Below are 14,985 nucleotides of genomic sequence, written 5' to 3'. Positions count from 1 at the left end.
TTGCTCGAGATTCTTCTCCCGGGGGTCGATCTACTTCAATCGGATGATCAGACGTCCACGTCGACGTACTGCTTGCCGGCCATGTTGACCACCCGCACCGAGGCCACCTCGGCCGGATCGATCAGGGCGCTGCCGTTCAGCGTCGTACCGTTCGCCTCGCCGGCGTCGGAGACCAGCCAGCTGCCGGCCAGGATCGGCTCGCCGTTCTTGCCGACCACCTCGAGCCGGCAGCGCTCACCGGCCGGGACGCCACCGACGGTGGCGGTCAGCCGCACCCACCCGGCCGCCGGGATCACGGTCGCGTCGATGCTGGCCCCGGTGCCCGAGTCCACCGCCGACACGACCCGCGTACCCGGCGCGACCGAGGCCGGGGCCGACGTGCCCTGAGCCTGCGGCGTACCGGTCGGAGCCGTACCCCGCCCGAGAATGACCCCGCCGCCGATCGCCACCGCGACCACCGCGGCCGCGGCCGTGGTCAGCACGGCCAGGCGGCGCAGCCGGCCGCCGCTGGATTCCTGCCGCACCTGGCGCAGCGTGCGCTGCAACAGCAGGTCGGCGTCCTCCGGCGGGCCGTCCAGCAGCATCTCGTCGGGGATCTCGCGCAGCGCCGACGACCACTCGGTCAGCGACTCGATCTCGTCCCGGCAGGCGGCACAGGACGCCAGGTGCTCGTCGGCCCGGCGCTTCTCGCCGGGGGTGAGCATCTCCATCAGGTACCCGGCCATGTCGACGTGGTCGTTGGTCGGGTTCGTGCTCTCGGGCGTGCTCATGATGCCAACCGTTCTCTGCCGCCGGCCTCGCGTAGGGCCCGCAATGCGTAGTAGGACCGGGACTTCACCGTTCCCGGCGGGATGCCGAGCACCTCGGCCGCCTCGGAGACCGTGCTGCCCCGCAGGTAGACCTGCTCGAGCACGGCTCGATGTTCGTCGGAGAGAGTGCTGAGCGCGTCGACCACGATCATCGAGTTGACCACCTGATCGGCGTGGTCGCCCTCGACCGCGGCGTCCGGCGGTGACTCACGCACCTCGGGCGGCCGGCGATTGCGGGCGCGGATCTGATCCAGCACGATGTTGCGCACGACGGTGAGCAGCCAGCCGCGCACCGATCCCTTGCCGCTGTCCAGGCTCTCCGGGTGCCGCCAGGCACGCAGCAGAGCCTCCTGGACGACGTCCTCGGCGGCCGGGCGGTCGCGGGTCAGCTGGGTCGCGTACGCCAGCATGGCCCGTCCGTGCTCCTGGAACAACGATCTGACCAGTGCCTCATCGGCCACCTCCCGGCGGGGTCTGCTGCTAGTCGACGGCATCGCGTCTCTCTTTGTCCGCGGCACTTGGTAGTCGCGCCGATCCGGTCTGACATCGACGAACGTACTGTGCTGCGGCTACTTGAGATACGTGCAGGTAGCCCACCCGGATCAAAGATCTTGGCAAAGTGGCACGCCCGGGTGAACCACCCTTGCGCCGGCGTCGTGTGGATGACACCAGCGAAGAGAGGGACGGCCATGACGACGCTCAGCAGGACGACGAAGGTAGTGGTCGGGCTGACCGGCCTGGCGTTCCTGGCAGCCTGCGGCAGCCAGTCGAATTCCCCGGACGACCTGATCGCGAAGCAGCTCCCGGTGGCCGAAACCAGGACGGTAGCCCCCTCGCCCACCAGCACCCCCGCCGACCTGGCCGGGGTAGCGGAACCGTCCGCGTCCGGCCAGGGCGCCGAACAGCAGGCCCCCGACGCCAAGCCCACCGTCGCCAAGACCCAGAAGTGGGTCAAGATCTTCAGCGGCCCGTCCGACAAGGACATCAAGCCCAACGAGGACAAGGCCAAGGGCAGCAACACGGTAGAGCTGAACGCGACCCTGAACGAGCAGATCGGCACCTACGTGACGGACGGCGCCGGCCGCACCCTTTACCGCTTCGACAACGACAACGCCAAGCCGCCCAAGGCGACCTGCAACGGCTCGTGCGCCACCGCGTGGCCCCCGCTGCTGATCAAGTCCCCCGGCAAGATCTTCCCGAAGGGCATCGACCCGAAGATCATCGGCTACGTCGAACGCGCCGACGGCCACTGCCAGGTAACCATCGGCGGCTGGCCGGTCTATTACTTCATCGCCGACGCGAAACCCGGCGACATCAACGGCCAGGGCGTCAACGGCAAGTGGTTCGCCATCGCCCCCACCGGCGGCAAGACCAAGCCCATCCCCGGCTTCCCGCTGACCAGCCCCACCAACTGAAAAACCATCGGGGGTCCACCCGGTTGCCTTCCCGGCAGCCGGGTGGGTCATTTATAAATACGGCCATCGAAGAGGGTCCCGTGCGAAGAGGCCCGGCCAGACGGTGGTCCGGCCGATCACCCGGCTTCCGGCCCGCCCCCGCTGGTCACCCTCCCAAACCCGCCCGCCGCGGCACCGGCCGCGTCGCCCGCCGGCCGCCGGCCGCGCGACCTTCCGCGATCTTGTTGACGTCCCGTTCTCTGCTGACGGGAATTCAACAGCCTCGGGGAGTCGCGGGCGGACGGGCGCCCCACGCGCCAGGCCGACCCGTAGGCTGCGCTGGTGGTGACCGAAGTCGACGTCCGCGCGAGCGACGGGCGCACCCTGCACACCTACTCCCGCGGCGACGGCGACCGGGTAGTCATGTGGCATCACGGCACCCCGAACATCGGATCCCCGCCGGCGCCGCTGTTCGCCGCGGCCGACCGGCTCGGCATCCGGTTCATCGGCTACGACCGCCCCGGCTACGGCGGCTCGACCCCACGCCCCGGCCGCGACATCGCCTCCGCCGCCGGCGACGCCGAGGCGGTAGCCGACGCGCTGGGCGTCGGCGAGTTCGCGGTGTTCGGCCACTCCGGCGGCGGCCCGTGCGCGCTGGCCTGCGCCGCCCTGCTACCCGGCCGGGTAACCGCCGCGGTATCGATCTCCGGCCTGGCCCCCTACGACGCGGCCGACCTGGACTGGTTCGCCGGAACAGGCCCGGCCGGCCAGGCCGGTCTGCGCGCCGCCACGGCCGGCCGCGCAGCCAAGGAGCTGCACGAGAAGGCGAACACCGACACCGCCCCCGACTTCCAGCCCGCCGACTGGGCCGCTCTGGAGGGGGAGTGGGGCTGGTTCGGCAGCGTCGTCGAGCCGGCCCTGGCCGCCGGCCCGGCCCCACTGATCGACGACGACCTCAGCTACGTGACCCCGTGGGGCTTCGCCCCGGCGTCGATCACCGCCCGGGTGCTGCTGGCCCACGGCACCGCCGACCGCGTGGTCCCGCCCGCCCACAGCTCCTGGCTGGCCACCCACATCCCCAACGCCACGTTGCGCCTGATCGAAGACGCCGGCCACATCTCAGTCCTGCCTTCCACGGCCGTACCAGCCCTGGAATGGATTTGACCTGGTAGTTGCGGTGCGGCCGGGTGGCCCGGGCACCCGCATGCCTGGGCCACCCGGCCGCAACTCGCGCCCCGTGGGGTTAGGGCCTGTCCTGCCGATCACGCGGGGCTGCGGCGTGGCCCAGCCGCCGCCTGGCCGCACGGCGCGAACACCCAGATACAACACCGGTATCCGGGCGCCCGCGCCGCGCACCCAGACGACACCTGGACCTCGCCTCGCTCCCACGCGATCGGCAGGACAGGCCCTAATCGTTGTCGCGGTCGGTGGAGAACGCGCGGGCCAGCATCGCCGCCACCGCTACGCCGATGATGGCGATGCCTACCTGGACCGCTACCACCAGCCAGTCGAAGCTGCGGCCGGTCACCTCGAACAGGTGACCACTGTGCCAGTCCCAGCGGTCGGCCGCCCAGGTGCCGGCGACCGCCGCGCCCATGCCGATCAGCACGGTCAGGATCACCCCGATCCGCTGGCGGCCCGGCAACAGGAGACGGGCCACCACGCCGATCAGCGCGCCGAAGATGATTGCCACCACATAGTCCTGTGCCTGCACGGCTGCCTCCCCACACCCTGGTGAGATCGACTTGCCCGTTCGGCGGGCCCGCTCAAACACCCCGCCAGGCGTTGCGCAGCGCCCGTGCGAAACGGGACGGCCGGTCGTTCTGCCAGCCGGAATCGCGCCACACCAGGGCCGGCAGGTGGCCGTGCTCGAAGATCTCGGCCTCGTCGTCAAGCAGCATGCGCAGGCTGGCCACCGCCGCGTTGACCGGTTCTATGTTCGGTGTGTCCATCACTGTCACCCCCGGTCAGCTGTCGCAGGCGATGCCGTCGCCGTCCCGGTCCAGGTCGTAGATGTCGTCGCCGATCACCCGGATCGGTCCGTCCACGAAGGCCGGGCCGTTGCCCCGGCCGCGCGCGCAGTCGACGTCGCTGGCAATCGGGACGCAGGGCTCGTAGTTGGGGTCGCAGCTGTCGCCGGCCGTCTTGGTGCCGATCGCGACCACCTTGGCCACCGGCTTGGTGGTGACGACGTCGCTGACCAGCTTGCGGCCCGTCTCCTTACCGCCCGAGAGAGTGACCTGGTAGGTGCGGGTGCGGACGCCGGTGACGCCGTTCGTCCGTACCCGTGTCTTGCCTTCTTCCAGGTTCTCGTCCTCGACGGTCTTGGTCGAGAAACCGATCGCCTTGGTGACCTTGACGGTCTTGGTCGTGGCGGCCGCGACGGTGGCCACCGGGGCGGTCGCCGGAGTGGCCGTGGCCGCCTCGGTGGTCGGCGTGGCCGGCGCGGCGGCCGGCGTGGTCAGCGTGTCGTACGCCCCGGCTCGGGTGTCGTCCGGCGGGGCGGACGGCTCGCCGGACAGTTGCTCGGCGACCGGCACGTCGATCGTGCCCGGGTTCGACGAGTCGGTCAGCGCGCCGATCGCGACCAGCCCGCCGCAACATGGCAGGATCAGGGCCGCCGCGATCAGCCCGACTCGCTGGACCCGCTGGACCGGCGTGAGCCGCGACCAGAAGCCACGCTTTTGCGGTGGCATCCAGATCGGTGTCTGATTCATCACCGGGCCAGTTTGGAAGCCCGAGCCGTGGACGAGAACCAGCCGTTCGGCCGAAAGATGCAAAACCTCTATGCCTATTACGGCCGTAGGGTGGTCAGCGGCACGATTGCGGGCGCCACCCGTCGGTGCCGCGCAGGAACGCCGCGACCGTGTAGGTGTCCGCCTCGGCCTTGGACAGTTGCGGCCGGTCGGCGGTGACGGCAGCGCCCGGCCCGCGGTTGCGGAATTCGCCGAATCGGGCGTCCTGCCAGGGCCAAGTCCCGAAATCCGACCAGGGGGTGGCGCCGATGTGCGACCCGATCCACGACTCCCGGATGATCGTCTGCCCGATCGCGTTCGGGTCGTTGCTGGGATGCCAGGGCCGGCCGAGGAAGACCGTTCCGGCCGGTGCGTCCGAGGTGAGCATGCAGCGGTGGAAGAGCAGCCCGTACGGGTTGGTGATGTCGGTGCTGGGTGCCGTCACGTACCCGTTCGGGGTACTTCCGCGGTTGAGCGAGTGGATCCGGCAGCCGTCGAGCACGGCGGTGGCCCGCCCGAAGATGAAATCGACGTCGCCTTCGACGTAGCAGTCCCGGAAGTACGCGCGGGCGACAACGCCGGCCGCCTTGCTGTTGATGTAGAGCGTGTCCTGATTGGCCAGGAACCGCACCCGGTCGAACTCGATCCGGTCGGCCCGGGTCAGGATCGCCACCGCCTGCTTCGAGGTGATCTCCGGGTGCGCCGCCTCGTCGAAGAGATTGGCGAAGGTGAGGTTCCGGGCCCGGAACCCGGCCCCGTCGACGGTGACCGACGCGCTGCCGGAGGTGCCCCAGGTGCCGCTGCCGTCCGGCTTGGGCGTCCCGTTGGCCCGGTCGTCGGCGATCACCACGGAGTGCGGCGTGCCACCCAGCCCGGCGAGGGTGATGAACGGCTTGGCGGTCGGCACGATCACCTGCCCGCGATAGACGCCCGGCTTGACCGCGATGGTCAGCGGCTCGGTGTTGCCGTCCGGCACCGCGTCGACGGCCGCCTGGATCGAGGCGAAGTCCCCGCTGCCGTCCCCGGCGACGACCGCGAACGGGGGAGCGGCGGCCCGGGCGGGCGACGCCACGGTAGCGGTGAGGACGGCGCCGGCGGCCCCGCCACCGGCAAGTTCGAGAAACCTACGACGGCGCATCGGAACTCCTTGGGAAAGGCCTTTCCCGGCGACGCTAGAGCCACCCATCGCCGATAGTCAATGCCCAATCGGAGTCTTGTTTCCGGGCGATACACCGCACGCTGAATACAGGATCCGGTGTACTGTCCGGCTGTGGAGACCATGACCCATGGACAGGTTCTCGCTCGCTTCGGCCACGCGCTGTCCGACGCCACCCGGGCCCGGCTGCTGCTCGCCCTGCGTGCGGCGCCCGGATATCCGGCCGAGCTGGCCGACCTGCTCGGGGTCACCCGGCAGAACCTGTCCAACCATCTCGCCTGCCTGCGCGGCTGCGGCCTGGTCGTCGCCGTCCCGGAAGGGCGGCGCACCCGCTACGAGCTCGCCGACACCCGGATCCGGCACGCGCTGGACGACCTGCTCGGCCTGGTCCTGGCGGTCGACCCGGCCGGGTGCCCGGACGCCGCCGAGAAGGGCTGCTGCTGATGAACCTGCCGCTGATCGCGCTGACCCCGGCCGGCCCGGCCGCGGCGCGCCGGGCGGTTCTCGGCCGCCGGATCCGGCTGCTGGTGGCCGCGACCATCGCCTACAACGTGATCGAGGCCGTGGTCGCGATCAGCGCGGGCCGGGCGGCCGGCTCGACCGCGCTGATCGGCTTCGGCCTGGACTCGATCATCGAGGTCTCGTCGGCCGCCGCCGTCGCGTGGCAGTTCGCCGGCCGGGACCCCGAGGCCCGGGAGAGGACCGCGCTGCGGATCATCGCGGTCTCGTTCTTCGCGCTGGCCGCCTACGTCACCGTCGCCTCCGTCCGCGCCCTGTTCGGCGGCGGCGAGGCCGGTCACTCGACCGCCGGCATCGTCCTGGCGGCGATCTCGCTCGCGATCATGCCCGGCCTGTCCTGGGCCCAGCGCCGGGCCGGCCGGGAACTCGGCTCCCGCACCGCGGTCGCCGACTCGAAGCAGACTCTGCTGTGCACGTACCTGTCCGCGGTCCTGCTGGTCGGCCTGGTGCTCAACAGTCTTTTCGGGTGGAGCTGGGCCGACCCGATCGCCGCGCTGGTCATCGCCGCGGTCGCGGTGAAGGAGGGCCGGGAGGCCTGGCGTGGTGACAGCTGCTGCGTGCCGGCCTTTGCCGCGGGGTGCGAGGACGGGTGCTGCCCGGCCGGTTCAGTCAGTGGCTCGGGGCGCATACATGATCACGGCGACGCCGATCAGGCAGATCGCCGCGCCGATGATGTCCCAGCGGTCGGGGCGAAACTTGTCGACGGCCATGCCCCAGGCGAGTGAGCCGGCGACGAAGATCCCGCCGTACGCGGCCAGGATGCGCCCGAAATTCGCATCCGGCTGCAGCGTGGCGACGAAACCGTAGGCGCCCAGCGCGACGACCCCGGCGGCGATCCACCACAGGCCGCGGCTCTCCCGCCAGCCCTGCCAGATGAGCCAGCAGCCGCCGATCTCGGCCAGCGCGGCCAGCACGAACAGCAGGATGGAACGGGCGACGGTCATCGGGCTTCGTGGGGCCAGGTGCTCTCGCGGACCACCAGTTCGGCCTCCACGTGTTCGACTCGTGGGCTCTCGCCGGCCGCGCCCAGGGCCAGGGTCATCGCTCGCTCGCCCAGCTCGGTCAGGGGCAGGCGGACCGAGGTCAGGGACGGTGTCACGTCGCGGGCGATCGGCATGTCGTCGAAGCCGATCACGGCTACCCGCCGGTCGGCGGAGGTGCGCAGCGCGGCCAGGGCGCCCACGGCCATCGAGTCGTTCAGGGCGGCGATCGCGGTCACCTCCGGCTCCTCGGCCAGCACCCGGGTGGCCAGGTCCTCGCCGCCGTCGCGGGTGAAGTCGGCGTGGTAGACCCGCTTCTTGGGCAGCTTGATGCCGTATTTCTTGGCGGCTCGCTGCAGGCCCTTCAGGCGGTCGGCGGTCGTCGTCAGGTAGGACGGGCCGGCTATCACCGCGATCTCGGTGTGGCCCAGCGTGAACAGGTGTTCGCCGGCCAGGAAGCCGCCCTGCTCGTTGTCGGGCAACACCGCGTCGCCGGTGTGTTCGTGCCGGCCGATCACCGCGATCCGGCCGCCGGTGGCCTCGAAGGCTCGCAGCCGATCGTCCAGCCGGGCGGCGGTGGCCGGGTCGAGGTAGCCCGAGCCGGCAATCACGATCGCCGCCACCTGGTGGGCGTGCAGCAGGTCGATGTACTCCAGCTCGCGGTCCGGCTCGCGGAAGCTGTTGCAGATGATGACCAGCCGGCCGTCGGCGGTGGCGACCCGTTGCAGGCCGCGGGTGATCTCGGCGAAGTACGGGTCGGAGACGTCGTGCACGATCACCCCGACCGCGCTGCGGTGCGAACGGGCCAGCATCTGGGCGTGCGCGTTGGGCACGTATTTTAGCTCGGCCACGGCGGCGAGCACCCGGGTGCGTAACGCGTCCGCTACCGGCTTGGAGCTGCCGTTGATGATCCGGGACGCGGTCGCGGTGGAAACTCCGGCGTGCCGCGCGACGTCCGCCAATGTGGCCATGACCGGGGAGGATACCGTCGTCGCTCTTGCCCGGGGGGTGACGCGCCCGTTACGGTCTAGGAAAGCGCTTACCTCAAGCGTTCAGACCATCGTGGGAGGACCTCCAGCATGGGCCGGACGACCATCGGAATCGTGCTCAACGGCGTCACCGGGCGGATGGGGCTGCGTCAGCACCTGCTCCGCTCGGTGCTCGCCATCCGCCAGGACGGCGGCCTGCCGCTACGCGACGGGTCGGTGCTCTGGCCCGAGCCGGTGCTGGTCGGCCGCAGCGAGACCAAGCTGCGCGACATCGCCGAGCGGCACGGCCTCACCGACTGGACCACTGACCTGCCGGCCGCGCTCGCCCGGCCCGACGTGCAGGTCTACTTCGACGCCCAGGTCACCTCGGCCCGGGTCAAGGCACTGCAGATGGCGATCGACGCCGGCAAGCACATCTACACCGAGAAGCCGGTCGCCGAGACTCTCGAGCAGGCGATCGACCTGGCCCGGCTGGCCGACGCGGCGGGCGTGAAGCACGGCGTGGTGCAGGACAAGCTGTTCCTGCCGGGACTGCGCAAACTCGCCCGTCTGGTGCAGGGTGGATTTTTCGGCAAGATTCTCTCCGTACGCGGGGAATTCGGTTATTGGGTGTTTGAAGGCAATTGGCAGGCGGCCCAGCGTCCGAGCTGGAACTACCGGGCGGCCGACGGCGGCGGCATCGTGCTCGACATGTTCCCGCACTGGCACTACGTGCTGGAGCAGCTGTTCGGGCCGGTCCGGGCGGTGACCGCGCGGGCGGTCACGCACATCGACCGGCGCTGGGACGAGGAAAACACGGCCTACGACGCGACCGCCGACGACGCCGCCTACGGCATTTTCGAGCTGGACAACGGCATCGTCGCGCAGATCAACTCGTCGTGGGCGGTGCGGGTCAACCGCGACGAACTGGTCGAGTTCCAGGTCGACGGCACGCACGGCAGCGCCGTGGCCGGCCTGCACCACTGCCGCATCCAGCCGCGGGCCGCCACCCCGAAGCCGGTCTGGGACCCGGACGTGCCCACCACCCAGCGTTTCCGCGAGCAGTGGCAGGAGGTGCCGGACAACGACACCTTCCCCAACGGCTTCCGTGCGCAGTGGGAGCAGTTCCTGCGCTACGTCGCCGCCGACGAGCCCTACGCGGGTGACCTGTGGGCCGGCGCCCGCGGTGTGCAGGTGGCCGAGCTCGGCCTGCAGTCGTCGCGGGAGGGCCGCCGCCTCGAGATCCCGGAGCTGGACCGATGATCACCTTCAGCGGGCGGGGTTCCGAGTTCGTCACCGAGGCCGGCTTCAGCAGCCGGATCGCCTACGCGGCGGCGCCGGTCACCGCCGACCAGCACGCCGAGAACATCCCCGGCGCGCCGGCCGCCCTCGACTGGGACGCCACGCTGCGTTTCCGGCACCACCTCTGGTCGTACGGGTTCGGCGTGGCCGAGGCGATGGACACCGCCCAGCGCGGGGCCGGCCTCGACTACGCCGCCACCCGGGAACTGATCCGCCGCAGCGCGGCCGAGGCGACCGGCCCGATCGTGGCCGGCGTGGCCACCGATCAGTTGCCGCCGGGCCCGGCGACGATCGACGACATCCGCAAGGCGTACGCCGAACAGCTGGCCGATGTGCAGGAAGCCGGCGCCCAGCCGGTTCTGATGTGTTCGCGGCATCTCGCGGCGGCCGCCCGCGACGCCGACGACTACCGCCAGGTCTACGGCGAACTGCTGACCCAGGCGGATGGGCCGGTGCTGCTGCACTGGCTGGGGGAGGCCTTCGATCCGCTGCTGGCCGGCTATTGGGGCGGTGATGATGTCGTGCTCGACATCATCCGATCGCACCCCGACAAGGTCGACGGGATCAAAATGTCCCTTCTGGACGCGTCCCGGGAGATCTCGATGCGCCAGTCGTTGCCGCCGGGCGTCCGGATGTACACGGGTGACGACTTCAACTACCCGACCCTGATCAAGGGCGACGCGTCGGGTTATTCGGACGCGCTGCTCGGTGTTTTTGCGGTGATCGCGCCGCCGGCCGGTGCCGCCCTGCGAGCTCTCGACGCCGGTGACATCTCGACATATGACCGCATCATGGATGCCACGGTGCCGCTCGCCCGGCACCTGTTCGCCGCGCCGACCTACCACTACAAGACCGGCATCGTGTTCCTGAACTGGCTGGCCGGCCACCAGGACCACCTGACCATGGTGGCCGGTGCCCAGGCCGGCCGCTCGCCGAGCCACCTGCTCACCCTCATGCGCCTGGCCGACGAGGCCGGCATCCTCCCCGACGCCGACCTGGCCGCGGCCCGCGCCCGGGCCTGGCTCACCACGGTTGGACTGGACAAATGACCCGCTTCTCGCTCAACCAGGCCACCACCAAGCGCTGGCCGCTGGACGAACTGGTAGCCGGCTGCGTCGCGGCCGGCGTCCCCGCGGTCGGCCTGTGGCGCGAGGAGGTGGCCGAGTACGGCCTGGACAAGGCGGCCACCCTGGTCCGCGACGCCGGCCTGACGGTGTCGTCGCTGTGCCGCAGCGGCTTCTTCCACGAGCCCGACTGGTACGACAACAACCGCCGTGCCATCGACGAGGCCGCCGCCCTGGGCACCGACACCCTGGTCCTGGTCAGCGGCGGCCTGCCCGGCAAATCCCGGGACATCGACGGCGCCCGCCGGCACGTGTCCGACGCGATCGGCGCCCTGGTGCCGGACGCCCAGGCGGCCGGCGTACGCCTGGCGATCGAGGCCCTGCACCCGATGTTCGCCTCGGACCGCTGCGTGGTCTCCACCCTCGGCCAGGCCTTGCAGATCGCCGCGCCCCATCCGGCCGACGCGGTCGGCGTCGTGATCGACACCTACCACCTGTGGTGGGACGACCAGGTCTGGCACCAGATCGAGCAGGCCGGTGAACAGGGCCGGATCGCCGCCTTCCAGCTGGCCGACTGGATCACCCCGCTGCCCGAGGGCGTCCTGCTGGGCCGCGGCCTGCCCGGCACCGGCTGCGTGGACCTGCGCCGTTTCGCCACCGCCGTGGGCGAGGCCGGCTACCAGGGTTGGGTCGAGGTGGAGGTCTTCCACGAGGACGTCTGGTCCCGCCCCGGCGCCGAGGTCCTGGCCGAGGCGTTCGCCGGCTACCGGAAGTACGCGGAATGAGCACCCTCCGCGTCGGCGGCGTACCAGTCGTCACCTACGTCGAGGACCCGGACCTGGACATTCGCCTGGCGCCCCGCCCCTACCTGCACCCCGTCCGCACCCTCTCCGGCGTGGTGGTCACCGACGCCCTCTGCCAGGACCACCCGTGGCATATGGGCGCCTCGGTGACCATGTCGGACGTGTCCGGCTACAACCTGTGGGGCGGCCGCACCTACGTCCGCGACGAGGGCTACGTCTGGCTGGACGACCACGGTCGAGTCCGCCCGATCTCCACGGTTCTTGCCGCCGGCGGTTTCACCGAGGACCTGGAATGGCGCGCCGCCGACGGCGCCGCACTGCTGCGCGAGCATCGTTCGGTGACCGCCAGTGCCGCGGCGCATGGTTGGGAGCTTTCCTTCGCGTACGCCCTGAGCGCCCCCGCCACGGCCGAAGTCACCCTGGGGAGCCCGGCCACCCACGGCCGTCCCGGGGACGCCGGCTACGGCGGCTTCTTCTGGCGGGCCACCCCCGGCCCCGCGGTCGCTTTCACCGCCACCTCCGACAGCCCGCACGGTTCCGCCGACCCATGGCTGGCCTTGGTCGTAGCCGACCGCTACACCCTGGTCTTCCGCGGCCTGGCCGACGCGGACCGCTGGTTCGTCCGCACCGACGATTACGTGGGCGTGTGCGCCGCACTGGCCTTCACCGACCCGCTGACGATAAAGCCCGCCGAGCCGCTGACCAGACACCTCCGGGTCCTGGTAGCAGACGGCGCCCTGACCCGAGCCCAGATAACCGAAGCCCTGTCCTGACCGCAGCGTTCGCCGAGCGCGACGGCGGGCGTCGCCCCGACCGGGCCGAACGCGGGGGCTTACGCGGGGCGTGGCTCTCGCGGTTTGAGGTGCCGCTGTGCCGGACCGAGGCGAATGCGGGGGTAAACGCGGGGTGTGTTCCTCGCGGTTTGAGGTGCCGCTGTGCCGGACCGAGGCGAATGTGGGGCGGACGCGGGGCGTGGCCCTCGCGGCTCGAGCCGCCGCCGTGCTCGACCGGGCTCTGCTCGATCTTGCGGGCTTGTTGCGCGGGCCGAGCAGCAAGCCCGCAAGATCGGAAGCGGGGCGACGGACGGGCGCAAGGCGCGGCGTCGACCTACGTCGTGGGCTGCGCGAAGCGCGAGACAGCATCTGCCGGCGCCGTCAGGCAAGCAGGGTTGCCAGAGGGCCCTGCAGGCACAGGAAGCCCAGGGCAGCCGCGGTGGCGGAGCCCAGGCCGATGGCGGCAGCCTGGGCGCCCAAACCCGCGGTCGTGCGGGCGTTGCCGGGCTTGCGGGCCACCCAGATGCCGGCGCCGAGCAGGGCGATCGGCAGCAGGATGGCCGCCCAGATCAGGATGACCAGGATGACGAGGCCGGGGCTGCCGAACATCCCCGGGCTCTCGTGCGGGTCGCTCTCCGGGAGCAGCACCACCAGGGCGAGGAGGCCGGCCAGCGAGCCGAGCGCGAGCACGATCCAGCCGCAGGCGATGGCGAAGGCCCGGCTCCGGCTGACCATGCCGCGATCCTCCCAGCCCGACCGAGCCAGGTCCAGAGTGGACGATCAGAACACTGACCGGCCCGCATGCCTGCTGGCCCTGGTTCGAAGCGGGCGATCGGAGCGCTGACCTGCCGCGTGCCTGCCGCCCTTGTCCAAGGCGGGCGGTCAGAACGCTGAGCGGCCGAGTGCCTGTTCCAGGACTGCCAGCAGGAGCACTGCGACCAGCACGCCGGCCAGGCCGAACAGGGCCGCCTGGCCGCCGAGCGACGCCGACGAGCGGGCGTTGCGGGCGCCGAGCGCCACCCACAGGCCGGCCACGATCAGGCTGCCGAGCAGGAAGACGGTGATGGACGGCAGGCTGCTGAGCAGGGTGCCGCGGAAGTCGGTGTTGCCGGTGGCGGCGGCGAGGCCGAGGACACCGGCCAGCAGCCCGGCCACAAGCCAGGCGACGGCGATCGTCATGGCGCGCGGTCGGCTCACCATGGCGGGCAGACTACCCCGAGGGCTGCGGCTCCGACGCCAACGAATCGATATCGATCGTTGGGTGAGCGCGGGTGACCAGGGCGGCGGCCACGAGTCCGAACAGTGTGATGGCCACGCCGCAGGCCAGCATCGCGTGCCGGGCGCCGAGCAGCCCGACCAGCGGGCCGCCGAGGATCGTTCCGGCCGGCACCGCGACGACGGTGACGGCGCCGTTGGCGGCCAGCACCGGCGCCCGGTTGCCGGGAGTGGTGCTGCGCTGGAACAGTGCCATCGCGGTCGGCATGTACGGCGCCCAGATCGCCCCGCCCGCGGCCAGCGCGGCCAGCGACACCACCACCGGCGCGCCGAGGCCGATCGGCATCAGGCTGAGCCCGAACGCGATGACCACCCCGATGGTGACCGGCCACAGCGGCAGCCGGCGCAGGTAACCGGTGAACAGCGCCCCGCCCAGCGCGCCCGCCCCGAACGCGGTGAAGAACCAGCCGAGCAGCGCCGCCGAGCCACCCAGGTCGTCGGCCACGTACAGCGGGAGCGCCACGTAGACCGGGCCGAACAGGAAGAAGAACCCGAAGCTGAGGGCGAGCAGCCCGAGCAGCCGCCGCTGACGCAGGATCACCCGGAAACCGGCGGTCCGGGAGGCGGTGGCCGGCGGGGGAGCGGCCCGGACCGCGCGCGGCACCGCGAACCGGTAGCTGACCGCCAGTACCGCGAAGGTGGCCGCGTCGGCCGCGATCACCCACACCGGGCCGGCCGTGGCGGTGAGGAACCCGGCCAGCGGCGGGCCGCCGATCGCCGCGGCCTCGGCGATCGCACCGATCAGGGCGTTGCCGGCGAGGTGATGCTTGGCCGGCAGCAGCTCGGCGATCAGCGTGTAGCGGCCGGCCGAGCCCCACGAGTGCAGCAGCGACGAGCAGGCGAGCAGCACGACGTAGAGGAGCGGCGTGAGCGCGCCCACGGCGTACGCCAGGGGAATCGCCGCCAGGCTGGCGGCGCGCAGCGTGGCGTCCCAACCGGCCAGCCTCGCGCCGTCCCGATGGCCGAGCCAGCGGGCGAGGACGATCGTGCCGAGCACGCTGGGCAGCGTGTAGGCGGCCACCGCGACGGCCACCCAGGTGCCGCGGGTGCCGGGCGCGGCCAGTTGCAGCGCCAGCCAGCTGACCGCGACGATCGCCATGCCGTCGCCGAGCGCGGAGACGGCCAGACCGGGCAGCAGCCGGCGCAGCACCGGGTTGCTGATCACGGGCCAGTAGGGCGTCATGCGACCACCAGACACCAGACCGGC

19 protein-coding genes are annotated in these 14,985 nt (G+C 71.5%); 8 read left to right on the top strand and 11 right to left on the bottom strand.

Going from position 1 to position 14,985, the window contains the following annotated elements; genetic code table 11:
- Positions 1–47: 47 nt before the first annotated feature.
- Both Ate02nite_RS43715 and Ate02nite_RS43710 read right to left on the bottom strand, forming a co-directional pair.
- Positions 48–770, bottom strand: a complete 723-nt coding sequence (locus Ate02nite_RS43715) for an anti-sigma factor family protein (RefSeq protein ID WP_203813848.1) — start codon at positions 768–770, stop codon at positions 48–50.
- Positions 767–1,303, bottom strand: coding sequence for a sigma-70 family RNA polymerase sigma factor (locus Ate02nite_RS43710; protein WP_203813847.1), 537 nt, complete (start codon positions 1,301–1,303; stop codon positions 767–769). The genes Ate02nite_RS43715 and Ate02nite_RS43710 overlap by 4 nt, the downstream gene beginning before the upstream one ends.
- 195 nt (positions 1,304–1,498) lie before the next feature.
- Here Ate02nite_RS43710 and Ate02nite_RS43705 point away from each other — a divergent pair, with 195 nt between their 5' ends.
- Together Ate02nite_RS43705 and Ate02nite_RS43700 are read left to right on the top strand one after the other, a co-directional pair.
- The gene (locus tag Ate02nite_RS43705; RefSeq protein WP_239148147.1) at positions 1,499–2,224 is read left to right on the top strand and encodes a hypothetical protein; all 726 of its coding nucleotides are present in this window, start codon (positions 1,499–1,501) and stop codon (positions 2,222–2,224) included.
- A 321-nt stretch (positions 2,225–2,545) separates the two neighbouring features.
- Entirely contained in the window at positions 2,546–3,367 is an 822-nt protein-coding gene (locus Ate02nite_RS43700) for an alpha/beta fold hydrolase (protein WP_239148146.1), read from the top strand.
- Positions 3,368–3,611: 244 nt separating this feature from the next.
- Here Ate02nite_RS43700 and Ate02nite_RS43695 read toward each other — a convergent pair whose 3' ends face one another.
- The 4 genes from Ate02nite_RS43695 to Ate02nite_RS43680 form a co-directional block, all read right to left on the bottom strand.
- Entirely contained in the window at positions 3,612–3,917 is a 306-nt protein-coding gene (locus Ate02nite_RS43695) for a GlsB/YeaQ/YmgE family stress response membrane protein (protein ID WP_239148145.1), read from the bottom strand.
- 52 nt (positions 3,918–3,969) lie between these two features.
- A complete protein-coding gene (locus Ate02nite_RS43690) occupies positions 3,970–4,155 on the bottom strand; it encodes a hypothetical protein (protein WP_203813846.1) in 186 nt (61 codons plus the stop codon).
- Between the two features lie 15 nt (positions 4,156–4,170).
- Positions 4,171–4,920 (bottom strand): G5 domain-containing protein, encoded by a 750-nt coding sequence (locus Ate02nite_RS43685; RefSeq protein ID WP_203813996.1) that lies wholly within the window; start codon positions 4,918–4,920, stop codon positions 4,171–4,173.
- 94 nt (positions 4,921–5,014) lie between these two features.
- Positions 5,015–6,076, bottom strand: a complete 1,062-nt coding sequence (locus tag Ate02nite_RS43680; RefSeq protein WP_203813845.1) for a pectinesterase family protein — start codon at positions 6,074–6,076, stop codon at positions 5,015–5,017.
- Positions 6,077–6,217: 141 nt separating this feature from the next.
- On the opposite strand from Ate02nite_RS43680, the gene Ate02nite_RS43675 reads away from it, so the two are divergent.
- Positions 6,218–6,538, top strand: coding sequence for a helix-turn-helix domain-containing protein (locus Ate02nite_RS43675; protein WP_203813995.1), 321 nt, complete (start codon positions 6,218–6,220; stop codon positions 6,536–6,538).
- Positions 6,538–7,338: a cation efflux transmembrane domain-containing protein gene (locus Ate02nite_RS43670; protein ID WP_203813844.1), complete on the top strand. Its 801-nt coding sequence runs from the start codon at positions 6,538–6,540 to the stop codon at positions 7,336–7,338. The genes Ate02nite_RS43675 and Ate02nite_RS43670 overlap by 1 nt, the downstream gene beginning before the upstream one ends.
- Here Ate02nite_RS43670 and Ate02nite_RS43665 read toward each other — a convergent pair.
- Positions 7,219–7,557, bottom strand: a complete 339-nt coding sequence (locus tag Ate02nite_RS43665) for a YnfA family protein (protein WP_203813843.1) — start codon at positions 7,555–7,557, stop codon at positions 7,219–7,221. The genes Ate02nite_RS43670 and Ate02nite_RS43665 overlap by 120 nt on opposite strands.
- A complete protein-coding gene (locus Ate02nite_RS43660; RefSeq protein ID WP_203813842.1) occupies positions 7,554–8,564 on the bottom strand; it encodes a LacI family DNA-binding transcriptional regulator in 1,011 nt (336 codons plus the stop codon). Before Ate02nite_RS43660 ends, Ate02nite_RS43665 begins: the two co-directional genes overlap by 4 nt.
- 108 nt (positions 8,565–8,672) lie before the next feature.
- Between Ate02nite_RS43660 and Ate02nite_RS43655 the strand changes: the two genes are divergently transcribed.
- Genes Ate02nite_RS43655 through Ate02nite_RS43640 form a run of 4 tightly spaced genes read left to right on the top strand, consistent with a single transcriptional unit; the run spans position 8,673 to position 12,503 of the window.
- A complete protein-coding gene (locus Ate02nite_RS43655) occupies positions 8,673–9,824 on the top strand; it encodes a Gfo/Idh/MocA family protein (protein WP_203813841.1) in 1,152 nt (383 codons plus the stop codon).
- Complete coding sequence (locus tag Ate02nite_RS43650; protein ID WP_203813840.1) at positions 9,821–10,912, top strand: DUF993 family protein; 1,092 nt, start codon at positions 9,821–9,823, stop codon at positions 10,910–10,912. Before Ate02nite_RS43655 ends, Ate02nite_RS43650 begins: the two co-directional genes overlap by 4 nt.
- The gene (locus Ate02nite_RS43645; protein WP_203813839.1) at positions 10,909–11,712 is read left to right on the top strand and encodes a sugar phosphate isomerase/epimerase family protein; all 804 of its coding nucleotides are present in this window, start codon (positions 10,909–10,911) and stop codon (positions 11,710–11,712) included. Before Ate02nite_RS43650 ends, Ate02nite_RS43645 begins: the two co-directional genes overlap by 4 nt.
- Positions 11,709–12,503 carry a DUF6807 domain-containing protein gene (locus Ate02nite_RS43640; RefSeq protein WP_203813838.1) on the top strand — a complete coding sequence of 265 codons (795 nt, stop codon included), beginning with the start codon at positions 11,709–11,711 and terminating at the stop codon, positions 12,501–12,503. The genes Ate02nite_RS43645 and Ate02nite_RS43640 overlap by 4 nt, the downstream gene beginning before the upstream one ends.
- Positions 12,504–12,884: 381 nt before the next feature.
- On the opposite strand, the gene Ate02nite_RS43635 is transcribed toward Ate02nite_RS43640, so the two are convergent.
- From Ate02nite_RS43635 to Ate02nite_RS43625, 3 genes are all read right to left on the bottom strand, one after another.
- Complete coding sequence (locus tag Ate02nite_RS43635) at positions 12,885–13,238, bottom strand: hypothetical protein (RefSeq protein ID WP_203813837.1); 354 nt, start codon at positions 13,236–13,238, stop codon at positions 12,885–12,887.
- Between the two features lie 147 nt (positions 13,239–13,385).
- Entirely contained in the window at positions 13,386–13,703 is a 318-nt protein-coding gene (locus Ate02nite_RS43630) for a hypothetical protein (protein WP_203813836.1), read from the bottom strand.
- Between the two features lie 10 nt (positions 13,704–13,713).
- The gene (locus Ate02nite_RS43625) at positions 13,714–14,961 is read right to left on the bottom strand and encodes an MFS transporter (RefSeq protein ID WP_203813835.1); all 1,248 of its coding nucleotides are present in this window, start codon (positions 14,959–14,961) and stop codon (positions 13,714–13,716) included.
- Positions 14,962–14,985 lie beyond the last annotated feature (24 nt).

It is taken from the genome of Paractinoplanes tereljensis (assembly GCF_016862435.1).
Classification (GTDB): Bacteria; Actinomycetota; Actinomycetes; order Mycobacteriales; family Micromonosporaceae; genus Actinoplanes; species Actinoplanes tereljensis.
Note: the sequence above shows the minus strand (reverse complement) of the source record. Positions and strands in the feature narration are given on the sequence as shown.

Bases quoted from the DNA above. Each gene is read 5' to 3' on its own strand.
- Ate02nite_RS43715 (WP_203813848.1), bottom strand. From the start codon at position 770: ATGAGCACGCCCGAGAGCACGAACCCGACCAACGACCACGTCGACATG.
- Ate02nite_RS43710 (WP_203813847.1), bottom strand. From the start codon at position 1,303: ATGCCGTCGACTAGCAGCAGACCCCGCCGGGAGGTGGCCGATGAGGCA.
- Ate02nite_RS43705 (WP_239148147.1), top strand. From the start codon at position 1,499: ATGACGACGCTCAGCAGGACGACGAAGGTAGTGGTCGGGCTGACCGGC.
- Ate02nite_RS43690 (WP_203813846.1), bottom strand. From the start codon at position 4,155: ATGGACACACCGAACATAGAACCGGTCAACGCGGCGGTGGCCAGCCTG.
- Ate02nite_RS43685 (WP_203813996.1), bottom strand. From the start codon at position 4,920: ATGAATCAGACACCGATCTGGATGCCACCGCAAAAGCGTGGCTTCTGG.
- Ate02nite_RS43680 (WP_203813845.1), bottom strand. From the start codon at position 6,076: ATGCGCCGTCGTAGGTTTCTCGAACTTGCCGGTGGCGGGGCCGCCGGC.
- Ate02nite_RS43675 (WP_203813995.1), top strand. From the start codon at position 6,218: ATGACCCATGGACAGGTTCTCGCTCGCTTCGGCCACGCGCTGTCCGAC.
- Ate02nite_RS43670 (WP_203813844.1), top strand. From the start codon at position 6,538: ATGAACCTGCCGCTGATCGCGCTGACCCCGGCCGGCCCGGCCGCGGCG.
- Ate02nite_RS43665 (WP_203813843.1), bottom strand. From the start codon at position 7,557: ATGACCGTCGCCCGTTCCATCCTGCTGTTCGTGCTGGCCGCGCTGGCC.
- Ate02nite_RS43660 (WP_203813842.1), bottom strand. From the start codon at position 8,564: ATGGCCACATTGGCGGACGTCGCGCGGCACGCCGGAGTTTCCACCGCG.
- Ate02nite_RS43655 (WP_203813841.1), top strand. From the start codon at position 8,673: ATGGGCCGGACGACCATCGGAATCGTGCTCAACGGCGTCACCGGGCGG.
- Ate02nite_RS43650 (WP_203813840.1), top strand. From the start codon at position 9,821: ATGATCACCTTCAGCGGGCGGGGTTCCGAGTTCGTCACCGAGGCCGGC.
- Ate02nite_RS43645 (WP_203813839.1), top strand. From the start codon at position 10,909: ATGACCCGCTTCTCGCTCAACCAGGCCACCACCAAGCGCTGGCCGCTG.
- Ate02nite_RS43640 (WP_203813838.1), top strand. From the start codon at position 11,709: ATGAGCACCCTCCGCGTCGGCGGCGTACCAGTCGTCACCTACGTCGAG.
- Ate02nite_RS43635 (WP_203813837.1), bottom strand. From the start codon at position 13,238: ATGGTCAGCCGGAGCCGGGCCTTCGCCATCGCCTGCGGCTGGATCGTG.
- Ate02nite_RS43630 (WP_203813836.1), bottom strand. From the start codon at position 13,703: ATGGTGAGCCGACCGCGCGCCATGACGATCGCCGTCGCCTGGCTTGTG.
- Ate02nite_RS43625 (WP_203813835.1), bottom strand. From the start codon at position 14,961: ATGACGCCCTACTGGCCCGTGATCAGCAACCCGGTGCTGCGCCGGCTG.